This is a genomic window from Mycolicibacterium novocastrense, from assembly GCF_001570485.1.
GTDB classification, from domain to species: domain Bacteria; phylum Actinomycetota; class Actinomycetes; order Mycobacteriales; family Mycobacteriaceae; genus Mycobacterium; species Mycobacterium novocastrense.
In genome coordinates this window covers 50014-73616 of record NZ_BCTA01000063.1, presented here as the reverse complement: position 1 = coordinate 73616, position 23603 = coordinate 50014, and the positions used below count along the sequence as shown (strand labels likewise).

At 66.7% G+C, this 23603-nt stretch carries 27 protein-coding genes and 1 riboswitch; of the genes, 21 read left to right on the top strand and 6 right to left on the bottom strand.

Features of this window, described 5'->3' with window-relative positions; all coding sequences use genetic code 11:
* The first annotated feature begins 259 nt into the window (after positions 1-259).
* The 8 genes from RMCN_RS21810 (at position 260) to RMCN_RS21775 (ending at position 8036) form a co-directional block, all read left to right on the top strand.
* A complete protein-coding gene (locus tag RMCN_RS21810) occupies positions 260-700 on the top strand; it encodes a DUF1707 domain-containing protein (protein WP_067393622.1) in 441 nt (146 codons plus the stop codon).
* A 241-nt stretch (positions 701-941) separates the two neighbouring features.
* Positions 942-3830, top strand: a complete 2889-nt coding sequence (locus RMCN_RS21805; RefSeq protein ID WP_067393658.1) for a Na+/H+ antiporter subunit A — start codon at positions 942-944, stop codon at positions 3828-3830.
* A complete protein-coding gene (locus RMCN_RS21800; RefSeq protein ID WP_064415655.1) occupies positions 3827-4297 on the top strand; it encodes a Na(+)/H(+) antiporter subunit C in 471 nt (156 codons plus the stop codon). The genes RMCN_RS21805 and RMCN_RS21800 overlap by 4 nt, the downstream gene beginning before the upstream one ends.
* A 40-nt stretch (positions 4298-4337) precedes the next feature.
* Positions 4338-5933 carry a Na+/H+ antiporter subunit D gene (locus RMCN_RS21795; RefSeq protein ID WP_064415656.1) on the top strand — a complete coding sequence of 532 codons (1596 nt, stop codon included), beginning with the start codon at positions 4338-4340 and terminating at the stop codon, positions 5931-5933.
* A 25-nt stretch (positions 5934-5958) separates the two neighbouring features.
* On the top strand, positions 5959-6489 hold the full coding sequence (locus RMCN_RS21790; protein ID WP_064351234.1) for a Na+/H+ antiporter subunit E: 531 nt from the start codon (positions 5959-5961) through the stop codon (positions 6487-6489).
* Positions 6486-6773 carry a monovalent cation/H+ antiporter complex subunit F gene (locus tag RMCN_RS21785; RefSeq protein WP_064351233.1) on the top strand — a complete coding sequence of 96 codons (288 nt, stop codon included), beginning with the start codon at positions 6486-6488 and terminating at the stop codon, positions 6771-6773. Before RMCN_RS21790 ends, RMCN_RS21785 begins: the two co-directional genes overlap by 4 nt.
* Positions 6770-7132 carry a monovalent cation/H(+) antiporter subunit G gene (gene mnhG / locus RMCN_RS21780; protein WP_064351232.1) on the top strand — a complete coding sequence of 121 codons (363 nt, stop codon included), beginning with the start codon at positions 6770-6772 and terminating at the stop codon, positions 7130-7132. The genes RMCN_RS21785 and mnhG overlap by 4 nt, the downstream gene beginning before the upstream one ends.
* Complete coding sequence (locus tag RMCN_RS21775) at positions 7119-8036, top strand: SAM-dependent methyltransferase (protein WP_067393620.1); 918 nt, start codon at positions 7119-7121, stop codon at positions 8034-8036. The genes mnhG and RMCN_RS21775 overlap by 14 nt, the downstream gene beginning before the upstream one ends.
* Before the next feature lie 43 nt (positions 8037-8079).
* Here the strand turns inward: RMCN_RS21775 and RMCN_RS21770 are convergent, their stop codons facing one another.
* The 5 genes from RMCN_RS21770 to RMCN_RS21750 are packed head-to-tail and all read right to left on the bottom strand — an operon-like array spanning position 8080 to position 11376.
* On the bottom strand, positions 8080-8715 hold the full coding sequence (locus RMCN_RS21770) for an LON peptidase substrate-binding domain-containing protein (RefSeq protein ID WP_067393617.1): 636 nt from the start codon (positions 8713-8715) through the stop codon (positions 8080-8082).
* A gap of 3 nt (positions 8716-8718) precedes the next feature.
* Positions 8719-9852: a glutamate--cysteine ligase gene (locus RMCN_RS21765; RefSeq protein ID WP_067393614.1), complete on the bottom strand. Its 1134-nt coding sequence runs from the start codon at positions 9850-9852 to the stop codon at positions 8719-8721.
* On the bottom strand, positions 9833-10558 hold the full coding sequence (gene sodC / locus RMCN_RS21760; protein WP_067393655.1) for a superoxide dismutase[Cu-Zn]: 726 nt from the start codon (positions 10556-10558) through the stop codon (positions 9833-9835). Before sodC ends, RMCN_RS21765 begins: the two co-directional genes overlap by 20 nt.
* Positions 10559-10568: 10 nt before the next feature.
* Positions 10569-11027, bottom strand: coding sequence for a LytR C-terminal domain-containing protein (locus RMCN_RS21755; protein WP_067393611.1), 459 nt, complete (start codon positions 11025-11027; stop codon positions 10569-10571).
* Between the two features lie 40 nt (positions 11028-11067).
* Positions 11068-11376, bottom strand: a complete 309-nt coding sequence (locus tag RMCN_RS21750) for a nucleoid-associated protein NapA (protein WP_064351385.1) — start codon at positions 11374-11376, stop codon at positions 11068-11070.
* A 137-nt stretch (positions 11377-11513) separates the two neighbouring features.
* Here RMCN_RS21750 and RMCN_RS21745 point away from each other — a divergent pair, with 137 nt between their 5' ends.
* From RMCN_RS21745 to RMCN_RS21695, 11 genes are all read left to right on the top strand, one after another.
* Entirely contained in the window at positions 11514-12107 is a 594-nt protein-coding gene (locus RMCN_RS21745; protein WP_064415661.1) for a peptide deformylase, read from the top strand.
* Positions 12107-12997, top strand: a complete 891-nt coding sequence (locus RMCN_RS21740; protein WP_067393609.1) for an N-acetylglutamate synthase, CG3035 family — start codon at positions 12107-12109, stop codon at positions 12995-12997. Before RMCN_RS21745 ends, RMCN_RS21740 begins: the two co-directional genes overlap by 1 nt.
* A gap of 3 nt (positions 12998-13000) precedes the next feature.
* Positions 13001-13816 carry an exodeoxyribonuclease III gene (locus RMCN_RS21735; RefSeq protein ID WP_064415663.1) on the top strand — a complete coding sequence of 272 codons (816 nt, stop codon included), beginning with the start codon at positions 13001-13003 and terminating at the stop codon, positions 13814-13816.
* Positions 13817-13853: 37 nt separating this feature from the next.
* Positions 13854-15434: an HNH endonuclease signature motif containing protein gene (locus RMCN_RS21730; protein WP_067393606.1), complete on the top strand. Its 1581-nt coding sequence runs from the start codon at positions 13854-13856 to the stop codon at positions 15432-15434.
* Between the two features lie 52 nt (positions 15435-15486).
* A riboswitch (TPP riboswitch) is annotated at positions 15487-15595 on the top strand.
* Positions 15589-17232, top strand: a complete 1644-nt coding sequence (gene thiC / locus RMCN_RS21725) for a phosphomethylpyrimidine synthase ThiC (RefSeq protein WP_067393602.1) — start codon at positions 15589-15591, stop codon at positions 17230-17232. (Overlaps the previous riboswitch by 7 nt.)
* The gene (gene thiD / locus RMCN_RS21720) at positions 17229-18065 is read left to right on the top strand and encodes a bifunctional hydroxymethylpyrimidine kinase/phosphomethylpyrimidine kinase (protein ID WP_067393599.1); all 837 of its coding nucleotides are present in this window, start codon (positions 17229-17231) and stop codon (positions 18063-18065) included. The genes thiC and thiD overlap by 4 nt, the downstream gene beginning before the upstream one ends.
* Entirely contained in the window at positions 18062-18685 is a 624-nt protein-coding gene (locus tag RMCN_RS21715) for an alpha/beta hydrolase family protein (protein ID WP_067393596.1), read from the top strand. Before thiD ends, RMCN_RS21715 begins: the two co-directional genes overlap by 4 nt.
* Positions 18675-19124 carry a septum formation family protein gene (locus RMCN_RS21710; RefSeq protein WP_131808591.1) on the top strand — a complete coding sequence of 150 codons (450 nt, stop codon included), beginning with the start codon at positions 18675-18677 and terminating at the stop codon, positions 19122-19124. The genes RMCN_RS21715 and RMCN_RS21710 overlap by 11 nt, the downstream gene beginning before the upstream one ends.
* Before the next feature lie 28 nt (positions 19125-19152).
* Entirely contained in the window at positions 19153-19890 is a 738-nt protein-coding gene (locus tag RMCN_RS21705) for a DUF4190 domain-containing protein (RefSeq protein WP_067393590.1), read from the top strand.
* 42 nt (positions 19891-19932) lie between these two features.
* Positions 19933-21420, top strand: coding sequence for a flavin-containing monooxygenase (locus RMCN_RS21700; RefSeq protein WP_067393587.1), 1488 nt, complete (start codon positions 19933-19935; stop codon positions 21418-21420).
* 11 nt (positions 21421-21431) lie between these two features.
* Complete coding sequence (locus tag RMCN_RS21695) at positions 21432-21698, top strand: DoxX-related protein (RefSeq protein WP_110765905.1); 267 nt, start codon at positions 21432-21434, stop codon at positions 21696-21698.
* Here the strand turns inward: RMCN_RS21695 and RMCN_RS21690 are convergent.
* On the bottom strand, positions 21665-22906 hold the full coding sequence (locus tag RMCN_RS21690) for a TetR/AcrR family transcriptional regulator (RefSeq protein WP_067393583.1): 1242 nt from the start codon (positions 22904-22906) through the stop codon (positions 21665-21667). The genes RMCN_RS21695 and RMCN_RS21690 overlap by 34 nt on opposite strands.
* 105 nt (positions 22907-23011) lie before the next feature.
* Between RMCN_RS21690 and RMCN_RS21685 the strand changes: the two genes are divergently transcribed.
* Together RMCN_RS21685 and RMCN_RS21680 are read left to right on the top strand one after the other, a co-directional pair.
* Entirely contained in the window at positions 23012-23236 is a 225-nt protein-coding gene (locus RMCN_RS21685) for a hypothetical protein (protein ID WP_067393580.1), read from the top strand.
* 13 nt (positions 23237-23249) lie between these two features.
* On the top strand, positions 23250-23591 hold the full coding sequence (locus RMCN_RS21680; RefSeq protein WP_064415176.1) for a hypothetical protein: 342 nt from the start codon (positions 23250-23252) through the stop codon (positions 23589-23591).
* Positions 23592-23603 lie beyond the last annotated feature (12 nt).

Genomic DNA, 23603 nt, shown 5'->3' with positions numbered 1-23603 from the left:
CTGCAACGCATCCAAGACACCCTCAACACTCGGCCCCGACCCACCCTGAACCTCGACACCCCCGCCGACCGCCTCAACGCACTGATCACCCAAGCAGCATGAACCCCGATGTTGCACTCACCACTTGACTTCGGACGTCCAAAACGCGCGGGTAACCCACGTTCGCGCCAGACAACGGGCGGCACATCTTGACAGTGGCTAGTTCCAAGCGGCATAGTCGTACATAGAACTTGTCAGTGTCAAGATCGAGGAGGTCGCCGTGACTGCACCCATCGCGCCCGTTGTCCGCGCGGGAGACCCCGACCGCGAGAGGACCGCACATCTGCTCGGCCTGGCCCTGGCGCAGGGTTACCTCGATATGACGGAGTACGAGAGCCGGCTGCAGACCGCGTTCGCCGCCGCCACCCGCGCAGACCTCCACGCTCTCACCGCAGATCTACCGTTGGCTCACTTGCGGCGCAACGATCCCCGCCGCCGCGAGGCGCTACGCCGGGCGGCCCGCCGCAGCGTTCAATTCCACCTCGCGGGCTACGTCGCCGGATCGCTGCTGATGCTCGGCATCTGGCTGGTGGTTGGACTGACCGCGGGCTCCTGGTACTTCTGGCCGGTCTGGCCGATCCTGGGCTGGGGCATCGGCGTCATCTGCCATGCCGCTCCGGCGCTGGCTCACGGCTCGATCAGTCCCGCGCGGATCGCGTAGCGGGTCGACGCCGCCGCGCTCCCTGTTGGCCTGGGCATATGCGCGACTGCGGCACTCCTGAGCGTTTTACGATCGGGCCGGCGCCGACCACCCGGAGGTCGGTGGAGTCAACGGCGGGGCATAGTAGCGCCGATCGGCCCACGTAGAATGCAAATCACCGAAGCCTTACTCGGCTGACACCCCGACCATCAGTTCTCCGGTTGGCGGCCGCGTGCTGACCAACCCAACCGATCGGAGTGCCCTGCTCGCCGTCCTGCTCGCCCACGCGGTCGCCACCGCGCTGGCGCCCCTGCTCGTCCACAAGTGGGGGCGCAAGGCCTTTTATCCGCTGGCGCTGGTGCCGCTTCTGTCGCTGGTGTGGGTGGCGCAGAACTGGCCGTCGGCCGGGCGGTCGAGCACCGTCGACGTGCCGTGGGTGCCCGAGCTGTCGATGGACATCACGCTGCGCTTCGACACGCTCGCCGCGATCATGAGCGTGCTGGTGCTCGGCATCGGCGCGCTGGTCCTCTTCTACTGCGCCGACTACTTCCAGCACCACGACGGGCGCATCGAGAACCGGTTGCCGAGTTTCGCGGCCGAACTGGTCGCGTTCTCCGGCGCGATGTTCGGACTCGTCACCAGCGACAACCTGCTGATGCTCTATGTGTTCTGGGAAATCACCTCGGTGCTGTCGTTCCTTCTGGTCGGCCACTACGCCGAACGCATCACCAGCAGGCGGGCGGCGACCCAGGCGTTGCTGGTCACGACGTTCGGTGGCCTGGCAATGCTGGTGGGCATCATCGTGCTCGGCAACATGGCGGGCACCTACCTGCTCTCCGAGCTCCTCGAATCACCGCCGACGGGGGTGGCGGCGTCGGTCGGGCTGGTGCTCATTCTCGTCGGCGCCCTGTCGAAGTCGGCGATCGTTCCGCTGCACTTCTGGCTACCGGGCGCGATGGCCGCACCGACCCCGGTCAGCGCCTACCTGCACGCCGCGGCGATGGTCAAGGCCGGCGTTTACCTGATCGCGCGCATGAGCCCCAGTTTCGCCGACTCCCCGGTGTGGCGCCCCATGGTGGTCTCACTCGGGCTGCTGACCATGTTGCTGGCCGGTTGGCGTGCGGTACGCGAGTACGACCTGAAGTTGATCCTGGCCTTCGGCACGGTGAGCCAGCTGGGGCTGATCACCGTCATGGTCGGCACCGGTGGCAGCGACATGATGCTCGGCGGGCTTGCGATGCTGGTCGCACACGCCATGTTCAAGGCGGCGCTGTTCATGGTCGTCGGCATCATCGACCACGCCACCGGAACCCGCGACATCCGCAGACTGGCCTGGCTCGGCGACAAGTCGCGACCGCTGTTGATCATCGCCGTCGGCGCGTCTGCCAGCATGGCGGCCCTACCGCCGTTCTTCGGCTTCGTCGCCAAGGAAGCCGATTTGGCAACCGTGCTGTACACCCCCACCCTCGGAGCCTTCGCCCCGCTGGTGCTGGCGGGCATCGTGATCGGCTCGGTGTTCACCACCATCTACAGCCTGCGTTTCCTGTTCGGCGCGTTCGGCCGCAAGGGGCAGCCCGAACCGAGCACCCGCGTCGCCGAGATGCACCGCCCCGAGCGCACGTTCATGATCGCTCCGGGCATCCTCGCGGCAGCGGGGTTGGCCTTCGGGATCTGGCCTGTCGGGATCGGCGGCGTGCTGGAGGATTACGCCGATACGGTGCCCGCCGGCAACAACGAGTACCACCTGGCGCTGTGGCACGGCGTGAACTTGCCACTGCTGTTGTCGGTGCTGGTGATCGCCACCGGTGTGGCCGCGTTCGTGGGCCGTGAGCGATTGCGCCGGTTGCGCACGATGCGCGAACCACTGGGCAACGCGGACCACGTGTACGACGCCGTGATCCGCCGGCTCGACCTGTGGGCGGTGGAACTCACCGCTGTCACCCAGCGTGGTTCGATCCCGGCCACCCAATCGGCGATCCTGACGACGCTCGTGCTGGTGCCGACGATCGCGCTCGCGGTAGGTGCGCGCGACCGCCCGGAGTTCCGGCTGTGGGGTTCACCGCTGCAGGTGGTGATCGGTCTGATCATCCTGGCGGCCGCACTTGGCTCTCTGGTGATGCGCAACCGTCTGGCGGCGGTGCTGCTCGTCGGCGTGACGGGATACGGGTGCGGGGTGATCTTCGCGCTGCACGGCGCACCGGATCTGGCCCTGACCCAGTTCCTGGTCGAGACTTTGACCCTCGTGGTGTTCGTGCTGGTCCTGCGCACGCTGCCTGCCGAAGCCGATCGGGTTCACATCCGCAGATACCGGTGGCCGCGGGCGGCGCTGGCCCTGGCGGTCGGTGCGACCGTGACCACCTTGGCGGTGTACGCGATGGCCGCGCGCACCGGCGTTCCGATCGCCGAGCTGATCCCCGAGGCGGCGTACTACCGCGGCCACGGCGCCAACGCCGTCAATGTGCTGCTGGTCGACATCCGCGCATGGGACACGATGGGCGAGGTCATGGTGCTCGTGGTCGCGGCGACCGGTGTTGCGTCAATGGTGTTCCGGCACAGGAGGTTCGGAACGCCGCCACGGGTCGCCGATGCAGGCCAGCCCGACATCGGCTCGCTACCCGCGATGGTGAACACCAGCCCGGCGGCCGGCGACATCACCTGGCTGCGCGGCAGCGAGCTGCGCGACCCACGGCACCGGTCACTGATCCTCGAGGTCGCCACCCGGGTCATCTTCCCGCTGATCATGGTGTTGTCGGCGTACTTCTTCTTCGCGGGGCACAACACCCCCGGCGGCGGGTTCGCCGGTGGGTTGACCGCGGGACTCGCGCTGGTGCTGCGCTACCTCGCCGGCGGTCGCTACGAACTGGGCGAGACACTGCCACTGGACGCCGGCAAGATCCTCGGCGCGGGCCTGACCCTGGCCGCCGGCACCGCGTTCGCCTCGCTTCTGGTGGGGGCGCCCGCGCTGTCGTCGGCGCTGATCGAGGTCGACGTGCCGGTGTTGGGCACCGTCAAGTTCGTCACTGCCTTGTTCTTCGACCTCGGGGTGTACCTCATCGTCGTGGGTCTGGTGCTCGACGTGTTGCGCAGCCTCGGGGCCCGCATCGACGTGGAGTTGGGTCAGGAGCAGAAGACGGCGGTGGGTTCGCGATGACGACCTCCCTCGTGCCCCTCGCCCTGCTCGGCGGGCTCACCAGCGCCGGCGTGTACCTGCTGCTCGAGCGCAACCTGACCCGAATGCTGTTGGGGCTGTTGCTCATCAGCAACGCGATCAACCTGCTCATCCTCATCGCCGGCGGCCCGGCCGGTAAGCCTCCGATCTGGGGGCGAGACAGCGAACCTCACACCACCACAGCGGATCCGTTGGCGCAGGGGATGATCCTGACGGCGATCGTCATCACGATGGGTATCGCGGCGTTCGTGCTGGCTATGGCATATCGGACCTACCGGTTGACCACCGCGGAGGAAGTGGGCGACGACCCCGAGGACGCCAAGGTCTCCGAGCTGGCCGCCAAGGAGATCGGCGCCGTCGAGGAGGACCGCCCGCAGCCCGAAGCCGCGCGCGACACCGATGCACCCGACGAGTTGGACGCCCTGCCCGGTTATGAGGGGTCAAGGTGACCCAGGTGATCCGGAGGCTCGTAGTGAAGGCGGACTGCGCATGACATTGGCGGCCACCTTGATTCCGCTGCCCGTTCTGCTGCCGACGCTGGGCGCGGCGAGCACGCTGATCGCGGGCAGGCGGCCACGACTGCAGCGACTCCTCACCCTCGCCGTGCTGTCTGTCGTCGTCGCGGTGTCCGGCGCGCTGCTCTACCTCGCCGACAGGGACGGCACACTCGTGCTCAACGTCGGCGGCTGGGGACAGTCGGTGCCCGGTATGGGCCCGCTGGGCATCACCCTTGTGGTGGACCGGTTGTCGGCGCTGATGCTCGTCGTCTCGGCGATCGTGTTGTTGGCCGTGGTGTTCTACGCCATCGGTCAGGGTGTGCGCGACGGTGACGAACGTCAACCGGTGTCGATCTTCATGCCCACCTACCTGGTGTTGTCGGCCGGGGTCTGCATGGCGTTCCTCGCCGGTGACCTGTTCAACCTCTTCGTCGGCTTCGAGGTGCTGCTCGCCGCGAGCTTCGTGCTGTTGACGGTCGGAGCCAGCAAAGACCGTGTCCGCGCGGGCATCTCCTACGTGATGGTCTCGATGGTCGGGTCGCTGATCTTCCTGTTCGGTCTCGCCCTCGTCTACGGCGCCACCGGGACGCTGAACTTGGCGGAGCTCTCCGTGCGCCTCGACGATGTATCGGGCGGAATCCGTTCGGCGATGTTCGCCGTGCTGCTGGTGGCGTTCGGCATCAAGGCCGCGGTGTTCCCGCTGTCGGCCTGGCTGCCCGACTCCTACCCGACAGCGCCCGCACCGGTCACCGCGGTGTTCGCCGGCCTGCTCACGAAGGTGGGTGTCTATTCGATCATCCGGGCGCACTCGCTGCTGTTCCCCGGCGGTGGGCTCGACCCGGTACTGCTGGTGGCTGCCCTGTTGACCATGCTGGTCGGCATCCTCGGTGCGATCGCGCAGAGCGACATCAAACGACTGCTGTCGTTCACGCTGGTGAGCCACATCGGCTACATGATCTTCGGCATCGCGTTGTCCAACCAGCTCGGCATGTCCGGTGCCATTTACTATGTCGCACACCACATTCTGGTACAGACCACCCTGTTCCTGGTCGTCGGGCTGATCGAACGGCAGGCCGGGGCGTCGACGATGGACCGACTCGGTGGTTTGGCGGCCGCCAGTCCGCTGCTGGCGTTCGTGTTCGTCGTCCCCGCGCTCAATCTCGGTGGCATACCGCCGTTCTCCGGTTTCATCGGGAAGGTGGCGCTGCTCGAGGCCGGGGCGCAGGACGGTTCGGTGTTGGCCTGGACGTTGGTGGCCGGCGGGGTGGTGACCAGCCTGTTGACGCTGTACGTGGTGGTCCGGGTGTGGACGAAGGCGTTCTGGCGGTCGCGCGAGGACGCGCCCGAAGGCCATCTGTCCGCGGCGGTGCCGTCGGCGTTGCTCGACGAACCCGAGGACATCCAGTTCGTCGACCGCGACCACGTCGGGCGCATGCCGGCGGGGATGGTCGGGCCCACCGGCGCGCTGATCGCCGCCGGGCTCGCACTGACGGTGCTCGCCGGGCCGATATTCGCCTACAGCGAAAGGGCTTCCAACGAGGTGCTGAACCGCAGCGAGTACATCACTGCGGTAGTGGGGCCGCGGTGAAATGAGGGCATCGAAAACCGCACCGATGCGAAGTGTCGTGCTTCGCACCTGGATCCTGTGCTGGCTCGTACTCGTCTGGATCCTGTTGTGGGGCACGTTCTCAGCGGCCAACGTGCTGTCGGGACTGGCCGTCGCGACGTTGATCACCTGGCTCCTGCCGCTGCCCGCCGTGCCGGTCGAGGGCAAGGTGCACCCGCTGTCACTGATCCGGCTCATCCTCACGGTCGCCTACCGTTTGGTGCTGTCGTCAATACAGGTCGCGCTGCTGTCGTTGAAACCCCGGCCCCCGCTGTCAGCGGTGCTGCGCGCGCAACTTTCGGTGAAGTCCGACCTCGTGCTGTCGCTGGCGGTCGTCATCTTCAACCTGATTCCGGGATCGATCGTGCTCGAGATCGACCAGACCCGCCGGCTGCTCTACATGCATGTCATCGACGTCGGATCCGACCGCGCGCTGAGCGCGTTCTACCACCAGGTGGCCGTAATCGAGCGGCTGTTGGTCCGGACATTCGAGCGTCCCGAGGACTGGCGCCCCGCGCACGAGGAGGTCGAACTGTGAATACCGTCTGGGTCATCGCCGCGGTGATGATCACCACCGCCGCGGCCATCACGATGTTCCGACTCCTGGCCGGGCCGAGCACGCTCGACCGGTTGGTCGCCGTCGACACGCTCATCGCGGTGGCCATGTGCGGCATCGGTATATGGGCCGCCTACAGCCTGGACAGCACCGTTACCTACGGGATGGCAGCCCTGGCGTTGATCAGCTTCGTCGGCACGGTGAGCGTCGCCCGATTCCGCGTCCCCGACGTCGACAAGCCCCGCATCACCCGGGGGCGACGATGACCGGTCTCGACATCCTCACGAGCGTGCTGGTCCTGGGCGGCTCGTCGCTCGCACTGACCGCCGCAATCGGCGTGGTCCGCTTCCCCGACACGTTGACGCGGATGCACGCGGCGTCCAAGCCGCAGGTGCTCGGGCTCCTGCTGGTGATCATCGGCGCCGGGGTACGGCTGCGCGGCAACGCCGATATCGGAATGCTCGTACTCACTGGCTTGTTCACCCTCATCACCGCGCCGGTGGTGGCGAACCGGGTTGGTCAGCTCGCGTATCGGGAACAGAACGTCCGAGACGATCTGTTGACCGCGGACGAGATCGACGAGTTCGCCGACCACGCAGAAAGCGGTGCCGATGGCCAGGACTGACGGCGACAGCTGGGGCATCACCGAGAGTGTGGGCGCGACCGCGCTGGGGGTGGCCTGGTCTCGTGCGCTGGAGCAGAACACCGAGTGCCCGCTCTTCACGGACCCGTACGCCCAGATGTTCGTCGACGCGGCGGTCGAACAGGGTTGGCAGCCGCCCCCTGCCCAGATGGCCGAACGCATCCGCTCCATCGGCGGCTATGCGGCGTCGCGCACGAAATGGTTCGACGAGTTCTTCATCGCCGCCGGCGCCAACGGCATCGACCAGGTGGTGATTCTCGCGGCCGGGCTCGATGCGCGGGCCTGGCGGTTGCCGTGGATCGGCGGCACCGTCGTCTACGAGATCGACCAACCCCGGGTGCTGGCATTCAAGGTCGACACGATGCGCCGGCACGAAGTTCAACCGACCGCCAGATACATTCCGGTGCCGATCGACCTGCGGGAGGATTGGCCGCGGGCCCTGCGCGACGCCGGATTCGACGCAAGCGAACCGACCGCGTGGGCCGCCGAGGGTCTGCTGCCGTATCTGCCCGCCAGCGGACAGGACCTGCTGTTCGAACGGATCCACCGGCTCAGCGCGCGGGGCAGTCGCGTCGGCGTCGAGTCGTTCGACGCGGGCTTCTTCGAACCGGGATACCTGGAGAGTCGCCGCCAACGGCTGGCCGAGTACCGCAGACAGGCCGGTGAGGAGGACCCGAACGGGGCCGGAGGCGACGCATTCGATGTGCAGGACCTCTGGTACACCGAGGAACGCACCGAGGTGACCGCTTGGCTCACCGACCACGGCTGGGACGTGACCTCGATCGGTGCCGCCGACCTGATGGACCGCTACGGCCGGTGCGCCGCGGGCGAGCCCGACGACACCACGCCGCGCACCGCGTTCGTCGAGGGACAACGGGCTTGCTGAACCGGGCGCCGAACCCGACCCGGGTCGTCGCACACGAGTCTGGCTACTCCCCCGACAACTGGAACTCGACCATCGCCGTCACGGTCTCGACGGCATCGCTCAGCGCCACCAGCCGCTCGGCGACCGTCGGCGCGGCCAGCACCGCGTAGCGGTCGGCCTGCCCCATGGGCAGGCGGGAGGTCAACGCGTACAACCACTTACCGGCATCGCCGGACGCGTCCGCACCAGCCACGAACTCGCGACCGTTGACCTCGGCGCCGCGTGCGGCGGCGATACGCTCGAACAGCGCGATCATGCGGTCCTCCACATCGCGGATCGCGTCCACCTCGACAGGCGCACCCGGCTGATCGGGCCACGGTTCGACCGCGGCGCGTGGATACGGGTCGTCGGGCTGCCACTCGATGACCCGGATGCGTTCGCCCACCGCGCATTTGAGGCGGTAGCGACCATCGCCGAAATCCGCGACCTCGCCGATGTGTGCCAGCGCGCCGACGTCGCTGCGTACGTCCCCACCGCCCACCTCCCTACCCGCGGTGATCAGCACGACGCCGAACGCCGGGTCCTCGGTGGCCAGGCAGTCCGAAACCAGTGCGCTGTAGCGCGGTTCGAAGATGCGCAGCGGAAGGTCCTCGCCCGGCAGCATCGCCACCTGCAGCGGGAACATCGGGATGGCCGCCATCGTCTACAGTTCCAGTTCGGCGACCAGAGCGTCGACGACGGCGCGCAGGTCACCGTCGTGCTCCTCGGCGACGCGGCGTTGTCGTTGATACGACGCACCGCCCCCGTAGATGTCGGCGACGCGCCGTAATTCGTCGGCGCAGTGCAGTGAGGCCGCCACCGGTTCGAGACGGTTGAGCGAGTCGTCGAGGTCCTCGGTGACCAACCGCTCGTTGCTGTTCGCGTCCTGGATGATGATGGCGTCGAGGCCGTAACGCGCTGCGCGCCACTTGTTCTCCTGCACATGCCACGGTGGCATGGTCGGCAGTGACTCGCCGGCATCGAGCCGCCGATCGAGATCGACGACCAGGCAGTGCGTCAACGCCACCAGCGCGCCCAATTCGCGCAGATTGGAGACACCGTCGAAGATCCGGATCTCCACAGTTCCGATATGCGGCGAAGGCCGGATGTCCCAACGGATTTCGTTCATGTGGTCGATGATGCCGGTCTTCTTCTGGTCGTAGACGAAACGTTCCCACTCCGACCATGTCTGGAAGTGGAACGGCAGCCCGGCCGTCGGCAGCTGTTGGAACATCATCGCCCGGTTGGACGCATAGCCGGTGTCCTCACCGTCCCAGAACGGGGACGAGGCTGACAGGGCCAACAGGTGCGGGTAATGGTTGAGCAGCGAGGTGTTGATCGCCATCACCTTGTGTGCGGAGCGCACACCCACGTGCACGTGCACGCCCCAGATCAGCATCTGTCGACCCCACCACTGGGTGCGCTTGATCAATTCGGCGTAGCGGGGAGCATCGGTCAGGCTGCCCGGTGACCACTTCGCGAACGGGTGGGTGCCGGCGCAGAACAACTCCATGCCACGGCCCCGGACGATCTCGCGGGCCGTCACCAGCGTCGAGCGCAAGTCGTTCATCGCCTCGGGGACCGAATCGCAGATGCCCGTGACGATCTCGACGGTGTTGCGCAGTAGTTCCTTGTGCACGCGCGGGTTGTTCTCGCCGATCTCCTCGATGACCGCGGTGGCCTCGTTGCTCAGGTCCCGCGTCGTCGCGTCGACGAGCGCGAATTCCCACTCGACCCCGACCGTCGGTCGCGGCGAGCCGACGAAATCGATGTGGCTGTTAGCCGGTACGGATAACACCGCATGCCACCCGCGATCCGGCGTCACCGGTCGCCAATGTGGTCGCATCCGGCGGCGGGTCACCGTTGACCTGCTGGTAGCGCTCCGGCGGAATGTTGGCGAAGTTGTCCGCCTTCTCGTGGATGATGATCGCGGTGCCCGCGCCGTCGGTGAGCTCCTCGGCGGTGAACGCGTCGGTCGTCGTGACCACCTTGGCCGAACCGTCCTCACGGACCTGCAGCGACGTCAGGTCGCCGCTCGCCGGGTGACCGCTGTGGCCGGGCACCTGGAAGTGACCGCCCGCCGAATTGAAATTGCCCGGCGCGCCGCCGGTGGGCGCGACCGAGTTGGCCTCGCACTTGCCGACCTGATGGACGTGCATGCCATGGAAGCCGGGTGTCAGCCTGCCGGGCGTGGTGGTCTCGACACTGATCGTGGCGTAGCCGCCACTGAACTGGATGTCGGCGGTGGCCACCGGCGTGCCGTCGGCGAGCTTCAGTTCGGCGGTGAGCGTCTCCCCCGCGCCCTGTTCTTCGCCTTGTCCTTCTGCCTGCCCGCCGCCGTGACCGCCGGCGCCCTCACCCGGCGGAGCCGAGGGAGACGGAGATCCGGTCCACACGGGTGGCGGGGTGCCCGGCGCATTGCTGGGTTCTTCTGGCGCCGTGCAGGCGCTCAAGGCGAGTGCGGGAACAGCGAACAAGGCAGCGGCGGCGACGGTCTTGAACATGTACACGAGCCTAACCGGTGACCACCACGATGACGCCCGGCGGTTGTTCGGCGAGTGCGGGCAGTCGCGGTTCGACGGGCGCCTCGAGCAGCCGGCCCACCTCTTCTGCGGCCTCCTGCTCGCCGGGTGCGTCGGAAAAGTACACGGTGGTGGCCGGCACGTCCGGCAGTTCGAGGTTGCCGGTCTCGGTGACGTTGAAGCCGGCCTCGCGCAACCGTCCGGCGGTGCCCTCGGCGGCCCCCGCAACGGTGGAGATGTTGAACACGCGGACCTCAGCGTCGGCGGGTTTCGGTGCTTCCGACGTCGTGGGCGTGGTGGTGGTCGTCGTGGTCGCCAACGGCGGCGCGTCGTCCTCGTCGCTGTCAGAACCCATCGCCTGCAAGGCCACCAACAGGAAAACGACGCCCAGGAAGAGCAGCACCATCACCATGGCGCGCAGGGGCAGCCCCGACGAATCTCGCTGGTTCATTGCGCCCACCTTATCGAGCGGGCCGGCCGGCCCGGGAAACTCAGGTGACGTCGAAGCCGAGACGGCGTGCCGCCCGCGCCTTCTGCCTGCTGGCCCTCAATCGCCGCAACCGTTTGACCAGCATCGGATCGGCGGCGAGCGCCTCAGGTCGGTCGACGAGCGCATTCAGCACCTGGTAATAGCGGGTGGCCGACATCGAGAACAACTCCTTGATGGCGTCTTCCTTGGAGCCGGCGTATTTCCACCACTGCCGCTCGAACGCGAGAATGTCGTGCTCGCGCCGAGTCAGCCCGTCGGAGAGTTCAGAGTTGTCCCCGGATTGTTCAGTCCGCGCGATCGCGCCGTCCATCTGGCTCTTGGACCCTTCCGACAACTTGAATGACATCGCTGTGGTTCGGCGCTCATTCAACCACGTGATGGGCTGATGAGCGGTTCGACATGCCCGCGAGTCGGGCGGCAAGGCTTGCCGACTTAAGATTTTCGACCATGGCAGTCGTTCCGATCCGCATCGTAGGAGATCCCGTCCTGCACACAGCCACCGAGCCGGTGCCGGTCGGCGAGGACGGTTCGCTGCCCGCCGATCTCGCGGACCTGATCGCCGATCTGTTCGACACGATGGACGCCGCGAACGGGGTTGGCTTGGCAGCGAACCAGATCGGCGTCGCCAAGCGGGTGTTCGTCTACGACTGCGCCGAGGTGCGCGGTCGCATCACCCGCCGCCGCGGTGTGGTCGTCAATCCGGTGCTGGAGACCTCCGAGGTTCCCGAGACCATGCCCGATCCGGACGACGACGACGAGGGTTGCCTTTCGGTGCCCGGGGAGTCGTTTCCGACGGGGCGGGCCGACTGGGCGAGGGTGACGGGCCTGGACGCGGAAGGCAACCCGATCACCATCGAGGGCACCGACCTGTTCGCCCGGATGCTGCAGCACGAGACGGGCCATCTCGACGGTTTCCTTTACCTGGACCGGTTGGTCGGCAGGCATGCACGCAGCGCCAAGCGCGCGGTGAAGTCGCACGGCTGGGGGGTGCCGGGGCTGTCGTGGATGCCCGGTGAGGATCCCGATCCGTTCGGTCACTGATGCAGGTGCCTCCGACGGGAACGCGGGTGATCATCCGCTACCGCCTGCCCGCCGGCTCCGAACCCCCGCTCACCGACGTGATCGGTCATCTGCTCACCGACCATCCGAAACTGCGGGTGCGCACCAAGCACGGCGAGATCGTCGACGTCGACGCCGGCGATGTCGTCGTCCTCAAGGCGCTTCCACCGAAGCCGTTGCGCACCGCCGATATTCGCAAAGTCGAATACGCCGCCGCGCTCGGGTGGCCGGGGACCGAGCAGACGTGGGTCGACGGCTGGCTGCTGCGCGCCGCGCAAGGGCACACGCATCGCGCCAATTCCGCTGTGCCGCTGGGCTTCGACGCCGACGCTTCGGCGCTACCCACGATCATCGACTTCTACGCCGAACGAAACCTCACGCCGTGGCTGTCGGTGCCCGACCGGCTGTTCCGCATCGCCGATCTGCCCGGACACCTCGAAACCGCGGTGTTGACAAGCGATTTGCACGATATCGCGATGGATCGGTCGGTGGCGCTGGCTCCCGCGCCGGACGGCGAATGGTTGCGCCTATACCAGCGCGACGTACCGATCGAGGTGCTGACTGCGGTCGTCGACGGCGAAGTCGCATTCGCGACCATCGCCGGTGCGGCGGTCGGCAGGGCCGCGGTGACCACGGCACCCGATGGCGGGCGATGGGTCGGGCTGTCGGCGGTGCGGGTGGACGAGCGGGCCCGCGGCCGGGGCCTGGCGCGCGCACTGTGTTCGACGCTGTTGCACTGGGGGACCCAGCGGGGAGCAACCCGCGGCTACGCGCAGGTGCTCACCGACAACGAGGTGGCCCTCGGCCTCTACCGGTCGCTGGGTTTCTCGACGCAGCACCGCAGCCGCTACGTCGACGCTCGTAGCCTGTAAGCCATGCGGATCGCCACCTGGAACGTCAACTCGATTCGGGCGCGGGTCGAACGCGTCACCGACTGGCTCGAGCGGGCCGACGTCGACGTGCTGGCGATGCAGGAGACCAAATGCAACGACGAGCAATTCCCGGTCATGCCGTTCCTGGCCGCCGGATACGAGGTGACCCACTGCGGCTTCAACCAGTGGAACGGCGTGGCGATCGCGTCCCGCGTCGGTATCGAGGACGTGCAGGTGGGTTTCGACGATCAGCCGACCTGGAGTGACAAGCCCGACGTGGAGGCGGCTGCGGAAGCCCGCGCCCTTGGCGCCACTTGCAACGGAGTGCGAGTGTGGAGTCTGTACGTGCCGAACGGCCGGTTCGTCGGCTCTGGGCATTACACGTACAAGTTGGAATGGCTTGCCGCGCTCCGTGATACGGCGCACAAGTGGTTGTCCGACGACCCGGCCGCGCAGATCGCGCTCGTCGGCGACTGGAACATCGCACCGACCGACGAGGACGTCTGGAGCGTCGAGTTCTACCAGGGCAGCACGCACGTCACCGCACCCGAACGCGAGGCGTTCAACGAGGTGGTGGAGGCGGGTTTCGCCGATGTGGTGCGACCGTTCACCCCCGGCCCGGGGGTCTACACCTATTGGGACTACACACAGCTGCGTTTCCCGAAGAACCGCGGTATGCGAATCGACTTCATTCTCGGCTCACCCGCGCTGGCCGAACGCGTCACGCACGCCGAGATCGTCCGTGATGAACGCAAGAGCGGCAAGGACCGCATCGGCGCACCCAGCGATCATGCCCCGGTGCTGATCGAACTGGCTTGATCGCAACTTGTCGGGGGTCTCTGGCATAGTCGAACACATGTTCGAGACAGGCCCCGACCAGGCGATCGCCGCGATCGGGTCGAGCCTGCGTGCGGAGTCGGCGCTGATGGCTCACCGTATGGAAGCCATCGCCGCGCTGCTGGCATGCCGCACTGTTGAGGCCGAAGGGATCGATCCCGATCCCGGTTGGTCGATGATCACCGGCTTCGCACGGACATCTGCCGAAGTTGGTGCCGCGATGAACATGGCGCCATCCCTCGCCAGTCGCCTCGTGGCTCAGGCTGAGGCGCTCGACACGCGGCTGCCCAGACTCGCGGCCCTGCTCGAGAAGGGCGACGTCGACTGGGGCACAGCACAGTTGGTCATCACCCGCACTGAGCTCGTCGGAGACGATCTGATCGACCAGGTCGACGCATCGGTGACCGAAAAACTCGCGCATTGGCAGAGCTGGAACCGGCAGAACGTCAAGAACATGGTCGACGAGACCGTCCGGAGGGTCGACCCGGATGGTGTCAAGCAAAGACGGGAATCGTCAGAACGTGATCGATATGTCACCGTCACTGCGCGACCCGACGGCACGGCCCAGGTGCGAGCCCGCATCCCCGCGAGGGCGGGTGCGGCCTTCGACAAACGCCTCTCCGAGCTCGCGATGTCGGTGTGCGCGAAAGACTCCCGGACGGTTTCTCAGCGGCGCGCCGACGCACTGGACGCCCTCACCGAGGGCCGGAGTCTGAGCTGTGACTGCGGTCGGCCGGATTGCCCGGCCCGGCCTCCGGCCGAAGCAGGCGGCCAGGTCCACACGGTGCTCAACCTGATCGCCAGCGAGGAGACGGTCACGGGTGAGAGCGAACAACCCGGCTATCTGGAGGGATTCGGCGTCATCGACGCTGGACTCGTCCGGGATCTCGCACAGAACGCGACTGTGCACCCGCTCGAGCAACCGACTGTCACTGCGGAGCAGGCGCGGCGCTACCAACCGACGGCGACGGTGAATCGTTGGGTCCGCTTCCGCGATCTGACGTGCCGGTTTCCAGGATGCGACCGGCGTGCTGCCATCTGCGATCTCGACCATACGACTCCGTTCAACCACGCCGACCCGGCCGCGGGCGGGTTGACCGTCCCGTCGGATCTGGCCGCCTATTGCCGGCAACATCACCGGCTCAAGACATTTCTAGGCGGTTCCGATGGTTGGCGAGATGAACAGCTGTCCGACGGGACCATCGTCTGGACGTCACCGACCGGTAGAACGTATCGAACCTCGCCCGGCGGGTTCGACCTCTTTCCACAGATGCGCCCGGCTTGCGACGAGCCGCCACCGCGCCGGCGAAACCGCAAGCGGGAGAAGGCTGCCCGCGTCAAGCGCCTGCGAGCCCAGTTGGTGGCCCAGCGGCCGATCAACGCCGAACAGCGACGCAGGGTTCGGGAGCGACGCCGCGAGATCGAGGGCCGCCGATGGCGCAATCGTTCCCGCTTCCTGAAGATCGTCTTCAAGGGCACCGCGCCGAGCAGGAGCCCGTGGTGCCGCTGGATCGACGACCCGTTCGAACCCGAAGAACTGCCACCCGACTGGGAACCGCCACCTCCACCACCGTCGGATCCAGACGATCCACCATTCTGACGATTCTCGGTTGCCCCCTCCCGATTCCTCCGCGGCTGCGCTAGCGTGACTGGCGTCCACACACGGGAGCGTGCACCAGCGCGCTGAGAGGACGGGTGGGCCCGTCGACCGTACGAACCTGACCGGGTAATGCCGGCGTAGGGAGATAGCTCAGATGACGCACGTCGCGAACAGTTCTGTCAATCCATCCGTGACCACCGGCCCGATCCAGGGCAGCACGAAGGTCTACCGCGAGCTCGACGAGGTACCCGGCGCGAGGGTCCCGTTTCGCAGGGTGCACCTGACCAACGGTGAGCACCTCGACCTCTACGACACCTCCGGTCCCTACACCGACCCGGCGGCGACCCTCGATCTGCACGCGGGCTTACCGGCGCGGCCCGGCGTCGTGCGCGACCGCGGGACGCAGCTGCAGCGGGCCCGTGCCGGTGAGATCACCGCCGAGATGGCGTTCATCGCCGCGCGTGAGGGAGTTCCCGTCGAGCTGGTGCGTGACGAGGTCGCCGCCGGCAGGGCCGTCATTCCCGCCAACCACAATCACCCCGAGACCGAGCCGATGATCATCGGCAAGGCGTTCGCGGTGAAAGTCAATGCCAATATCGGCAATTCGGCGGTCACCAGTTCCATCGCCGAGGAGGTCGACAAGATGGTGTGGGCCACCCGGTGGGGCGCCGACACGATCATGGACCTGTCCACCGGTCGTGACATCCACACGACGCGCGAGTGGATCCTGCGAAACTCTCCGGTGCCCGTCGGCACTGTACCGATCTACCAGGCGCTGGAGAAGGTCAACGGCGACCCGGCCGCGCTGACGTGGGAGCTGTACCGCGACACCGTGATCGAACAGTGCGAGCAGGGTGTGGACTACATGACCGTGCACGCCGGCGTGCTCCTGCGTTACGTTCCGCTGACGGCCAAGCGCGTCACCGGAATCGTCAGTCGCGGCGGTTCGATCATGGCTGCCTGGTGCCTGGCTCATCATCGGGAATCGTTCCTGTACACCCACTTCGACGAGCTGTGCCAGATCCTGCAACGCTACGACGTGACGTTCTCACTCGGCGACGGCCTGCGGCCCGGCTCGATCGCCGACGCCAACGACGCCGCCCAGTTCGCCGAGCTGCGTACGCTGGGCGAACTCACGAAGATCGCGAAATCTCATGGCGTACAGGTGATGATCGAGGGACCCGGCCACGTGCCGATGCACAAGATCGTGGAGAACGTCCGGCTGGAGGAGGAGTGGTGCGAAGAGGCCCCGTTCTACACGCTGGGCCCGCTGGCGACCGACATCGCACCGGCCTACGACCACATCACCAGCGCCATCGGCGCGGCGATCATCGCACAGGCGGGCACCGCGATGCTCTGCTACGTCACACCCAAGGAGCACCTGGGCCTGCCCGACCGCAAAGACGTCAAGGATGGCGTCATCGCTTACAAGATCGCCGCGCACGCCGCGGATCTCGCCAAGGGCCACCCCCACGCCCAGGAACGTGACGACGCACTGTCCCGCGCGCGATTCGAGTTCCGCTGGAACGACCAGTTCGCGCTCTCCCTGGATCCCGACACCGCACGGGAATTCCACGACGCGACGCTGCCCGCCGAACCGGCCAAGACCGCACACTTCTGCTCGATGTGCGGGCCGAAGTTCTGTTCCATGCGCATCACGCAGGACGTCCGCGACTATGCTGCCAGGCACGGACTCGACAGCGAGGAGGCGATCGAAGCCGCGATGGAGATGGGAATGGCCGAGAAGTCACGCGAGTTCGCCGAACACGGCAATCGTGTGTACCTGCCGCTGGCATGAGCTACCTACCGCTGCCACCACCCGGCACCACCCCGGTGCGCGTGATGACGATCGCCGGGTCCGATTCCGGTGGAGGCGCCGGGATCCAGGCCGACATGCGCACGTTCGCTCTGCTCGGAGTGCACAGCCTGGTGGCGGTCACCGCCGTCACGGTACAGAACTCGGTCGGGGTCAAGGGCTTTCACGAGGTTCCGCTCGATGTCATCGCGGGGCAGATCGAAGCGGTGGCCTCCGATATCGGGGTGCAGGCGGCCAAGACGGGAATGCTGGCATCATCGGAGATCATCGACACCATCGCCGAAACCTGGCGCGCACAGGGTATGGCCGGTTCAGTGCCATTGGTCGTCGACCCCGTGTGCGCCTCCATGCACGGCGATCCGCTGTTGCATCCCAGCGCGCTGGATTCGCTTCGGACACAACTGTTCCCGCTGGCGACCCTGGTGACGCCGAACCTCGACGAGGTGCGCCTGCTCACGCACATAGAGGTCATCGACCCCGAGTCCCAGCGTGAGGCGGCCCGCGCGCTGCACGCACTGGGACCGCAGTGGGCACTGGTCAAAGGGGGACACCTGCGGGCGTCGGCGCATAGTCCCGATCTGCTGTACGACGGCACCGAGTTTCACGAGTTCGACGCCACCCGGATCGATACGGGCCACGATCACGGTGCCGGCGACACGTTGGCCGCGGCCATCACCAGCGCGCTGGCACACGGCTATTCGGTACCCGAGGCGGTCGCGTTCGGTAAGCGCTGGGTCACCGAATGCCTGCGTGCCGCTTACCCGTTGGGGCGTGGTCACGGCCCGGTGTCGGCGCTGTTCAGGCTCACCGAGTGAACCTCGAACCGATTGCGGGTGTCGCGCACCAACCCGACGCGGACCCCGCCGGTGTCGTCGTGCTCACCCACGGTGCCGGCGGCAGCAGGGAAGCCCCGCTGCTCAAGAGGCTCTGCGACCAATGGGCCGCACGCGGTTGGCTTGCGGTGCGCTACAACCTGCCGTACCGGCGCCGCCGGCCCAAAGGTCCCCCGTCCGGATCCGCCAGGGCCGACCAGGCCGGAGTGCTCGAGGCCATCACCATCGCCCGCGCGCTCGCCGACGGCCCCGTCATCGCGGGCGGGCACTCCTACGGCGGGCGGATGACATCGATGGCGGTGGCCGATGGGACCGCCGACATCGCTGTGCTGACACTGTTCTCGTACCCGCTGCATCCCCCCGGTAAGCCGGAACGCGCACGCACCGAACACCTTCCGCGCATCGCGGTACCGACGGTGTTCACGCACGGCACCGCCGACCCGTTCGGCTCGATCGATGAACTCCGGTCCGCCGCTGCTCTGATCGGCGCACCGGCCGAGGTCGTTGAGATCACCGGCGCCCGGCACGATCTGGCCTCCAAGACACTCGATGTGCCTGCGCTGGCGGTCGAAGCGGCATTACGGTTGACGGGTGCGTCCTAGCCACTGGGTGATCGTCGCTGTTGTCGTGGCCGGCATCGGCGCCTTGGCAATGATCGGATGGTTCTACATCGTCAAGCCACGCATGACGACCACGGTGCGCGCTGACCTTCTGCAGCTCGGAGATTGTGTGCGCACTCGAGAGTCCGACGTTCTGCAGCACGGAGTCAAGCGAGTCGACTGCGACGGACCCCACCACGGGGAGGTGTTCGCGATCGTGCGCGCGCCGGATGCTCAGGAGTATCCCGGCGAGGAAACCCTGAGGAGAATCGGCGACCAGTGCAGTGGAAAGTTCTTCGACTACGCGCCGAATATTCCGGAGGGGCCGACGTTTCGGCTCGCGATCGGTTACCCGAGTGCGCAAGCGTGGTCGGAGGGGTCGCGGTCGGTGGTGTGCGTCGCGATGGCCAAGCACGAGCGGTGGGGTTCGATCCGCAGCTGAAAGGCCGTGACCGCGATACGGTTGCCGTGTGAGCACGCCGCCGGGTCCTCCCCCGCCGTACGGACCACCGCCGTCCTACGGCGGGCAGCCACCGAATCAGTACCCGCCGCCCGGGCCCGCGTACCCCCCGCCGCCACCGCCACCGAACTACCCGCCACCGCCGCCACCCCCCTATGCGCAGCAGGGGTCTTACTACGCGCCGCCCCAACAGCGCCCCACCAACTGGTGGGCCATCGTCTCGCTCATCTTCGGCCTGCTCGGAGGCGTTCTGATCAGCGTCGTCTGCGGCGTCGTCGGGTTGAAGAAAGCCAGGGAGGGCCAGGGTGGCCGCGGCTTGGCGATCGGCGGCCTGGTGCTGTCGGCGCTGTGGGTGGCAGTGGGCGTCATCGCCCTGCTGGTGTACTTCCTCATCGGCAACGGCACGGTGACCGCGACCGACGTCAAGCAGGGCGACTGCCTGGCCGAGATTCCGGCCAATACCCGGGTGCTGACCGTGAAGACGGTCGGATGTGACGAGACCCACGCCGGTGAGGTCTTCGCGGTCCTGCAGATGCCCGACGGCGACTTTCCCGGCCAGGCGGCGATCGACGCCTACGCCGAGAAGTGCAGCCCTGAACTGGCCGCATACGCGCCGGACGCCATGACGGACAGTTCCGTTCAGCTGTATGTGCTCTACCCCACGGCCGAAACCTGGGAGCAGGGCGACCGGGCTGTGACCTGCATTGCGACGCTCGATCCGCCGAGAACCAGCTCGCTAAAGGGCTGACGCCTCACCGATACTGCCTGGTGGCTGCGGTACCGTTTTCTTATGACTTCCGAACTACTCGACGTAGTCATCGTGGGCGCCGGTTTCGGGGGGATAGGCGCGGCCATCCAGCTCAAGCGGATGGGTTATGAGAACTTGCTCATCCTCGATCGCGAGAACGATCTGGGCGGAACCTGGCACGTCAACCACTACCCCGGGCTGGCGGTCGATGTGCCGACGACCACCTACTCGTATTACTTCGAGCCCAACCCGAACTGGTCGCGGCTGTACTCGACCGGTGACGAGATCAAGCAGTACGCCGCTGACGTCGCGGACAAGTACGACGTGCGTAGGCACATGCGGTTCAACACCGTGGTGCAAGGCGCCCGCTGGGACGAGGACGCCGAACTCTGGCAGGTGACTGTCAACGACGGCGAGGTGCTCAGCGCCCGCTACCTGATCACCGCCACCGGCTTCCTATCCCAGCCGAAGGTGCCCGACATCCCCGGCATCAACACCTTCGCGGGTCGGGTGATCCACACCGCCGATTGGGATGACGACTACGACCCCGCCGGGCAGCGGATAGCTGTCATCGGCACCGGCGCCACCGCGGTGCAGCTCATTCCCGAACTGGCCGAGACCGCGGCCGATCTGACCGTGTATCAGCGCACCCCGATCTGGGTGGTGCCCAAGATCGATCTGCTTTTCGGGCCGCGGACGAAGCGGTTGTTCGCCCGGGTGCCCGCAACGCAGCGCGTGCTGCGCTGGCTCACGGATTCCATTTACGAGTGGATGGTCACGATCGGGGTCGTGCACTACCGGACGTTCCGCGGACGGGGCAACATCTCGGCCGCCGACCTGTCCAAGTTGCACCGCTTCATCACTATCCGCGATAAGGAGCTTCGGCGCAGGCTCACTCCGGACTATGACTTTGGTTGCAAGCGACCAACTTTCAGTAACGGTTATTACCGGTCCTTCACTAGACCCAATGTGCACCTGCACGACATCGGGATCGACCATGTGCAATCCGACGGCATCATTGGCACGGACGGCACCAAGAACGCCATCGATACCTTGGTGCTCGCGACCGGGTTCGATCTATGGGAGGCCAACTTCCCGGCCATCGAGATCATCGGTCGCGAGGGCCGCAACCTCGGAAAGTGGTGGCGCGAGAACCGGTTCCAGGCCTACCAGGGCGTGTCGATACCATACTTCCCGAACCTACTCAGCCTGGCCAGCCCGTACGCCTTCCTCGGACTGAACTTCTTCAACGCGATGGAATACCAGATGCGATTGATGGACCGGCTGTTCCGGGAAGTGCAGCGGCGCGGTGCGACCACCTTTGAAGTCACCGAGGAGGCCAACACCCGCTACCTGGACCGGATGACCGAGTTGCTCGGCAATTCACTGTTCACCCTGGGTAATTGCGCATCAGCGAGGTCCTACTATTACGATCCGGCCGGCGAGCCGACGCTACTGCGGCCCACCACCACCGATACGGCGCTCAGGGAGGCTTCCGAGTTCCCCTTGAGTGACTACGCGATCAAGTGAGAGGAATCGCATTGGTGGAGAAGACTTCGCGCGCGGCCACCTTGGCCGGCCTAGGGCTGGCCGGCGTCGGGCTCAGCCACTTCGTCAAACCCGAGTTGTTCGAAGCGATGACGGTGCAGGCATTCCCACGCAACACCCGCCAGTTCATCTACGTCAACGGCGGGATCGAGACCGCGCTGGGACTCGGGCTGGCCGCCCGCAAGACCCGCAAACTCGCCGTCGTCGGCACCGTCGGTTACCTCGCCTACTTGGCGGGCAACGTCGCGCGCAACCGGTAGCGGCCCAACAGCGTCACGTCCAGCATCCGCTGCAGAATCGCCCGGTTCTGCGTCGAGTTCTCGTACCGCATCAGCCTGCCCAGGTCGATCACCAACGCCATGGCCGCGTGCACGGCGAACCTGGCCTGACCCGGCGTCCATTCCGGGCGCACGGCGACCACCAACTCCACCATCGATTCGACGGTGGTGCGCTGCATATTGCGCAAGATCTTCTGGTCCGTCGGCGACATGTGCAGCCGCTCGGAGTAGTAGACGTAGTCGAGTTCGGGATGTGCGAACGACCTGGCCACATAGGCGTCGATCACCGCGGCAAGGGCGTCCTCGGGGTCGGCGTTGGCAGCGGTGATCGCGGTCAACTCGTCGGAGAGCCGGTCGGCCGCGCGTCGGAAGACGGCGGCCAGGATGTCGCTTTTGCCCGCGAAATAGCGGTAGATGCCCGATGCCGGCATGCCGACCGCCGCGGCGATGTCCTCCATCCCCGTGTCGCGGTATCCCTTGGTATTGAACAACCGCATGGACTCGTTGAGTAGCGCTTCATATCGCGACGGCTCGACGGCGGTGGGAACCGGTGCGACCGGCCGCTCGGTGACGTCGTCGCAGTCTGGCAGCTCGGTGGCGGCAAGCGTTTCGGCGAGATCGGACAGCAGCGCGCGCACCTGGCCGGCGGGCAGCTTCGCACGGTGGTCGACGATGCTGCCGGCGACCGACAGGACCGCGATGGACAACGTCCACCGTTGATGCGACGTCAGATCCGGACGCATCGCGCTGATGGGGCGCTGGATCCGGCGGTTGACGGTGCGCATCTGCGCGATCAGGGACGCCTGATCGTCGCCCCGCAGATATCGTGCCTCCCAGCGATACAGCCCGCCGGACTCCCGGTTCGCCATCGCGGTCTCGATGAGCGCCGCGGCCACCCGGTGAAGTTCCAGTCCAGGGTCCTCGAGATCGCTCTCGTCGATGAACGCGGTCGCATCCACCAGCTGCTGCCCCAAATTGAGCACGGCATCGCGGAACAGGTCGTATTTGCTCGCATAGTGCCGGTAGAGGGCGGCCGCCGAGATCCCGACCCGCGATGCGATCGACTCCATGCTCACGCCGTAAAAGCCCAGGGTGCTGAACGCCTCGGCGGATGCCCGGGCGATCTGGGCCTTGCGGTCCTTCGGCCGGCGCCGGACCGCGTCACCGCTCGCCGGCCGAGTGCGCGACATGGCAGACACGATATCGGACCGAGCTCGGCCGTACCGGTCCAGTACCGTTGCCGGATAATCGCGCGAACTTGGCAGCCCACACAGAATGGCGATTAACATAATGGTGTGTTCGGCGCGCTCCGCAAGCTATTGGGCTTTCAGGTCACGATCGGGGAGTTGATCACGGTGGCGCTCGTGCTCGGCACCCCGTACCTGCTGGTCGGCGTGTTCTGGTCGACCACCCATACCGATCACCTGCAGGGGATGACCGGTGCCGACCTGGTCATTTCGTATTTGGGGTCGATCGCCTCATGGCCGGTGCTGCTGTTTGCAGACGTCTGCATGACATGAACGGGGGAACACTTTGTCCGACCACCACCATCGTCTCGCCTGGACCGGGATCATCGCCGCCGTCGTATTGGGCGCGGCCCTGCTGGCGATGAACTTCCCGGTGTTCCTGGACAGCTACGACCAGTACGGCTGGCAAGTCAAGTGTGGGACGGGATACCTCACCGACATGACCCAGGCGGCCGCGGCAGGCAGCGACACCAACTACGTCGAGCAGTGTGAGTCCGCACTGCTGATGCGACGGCTGTGGACGGTCCCGCTGGCCCTGCTCGGCGGTGCCGGTCTGCTCGTGGCGCTGGTGGCCTCGGCGACGACCTCCGCCCGGGAGTCGTTGGCGCGGCACCACAACAACGCCTGATCTAGCATTCCG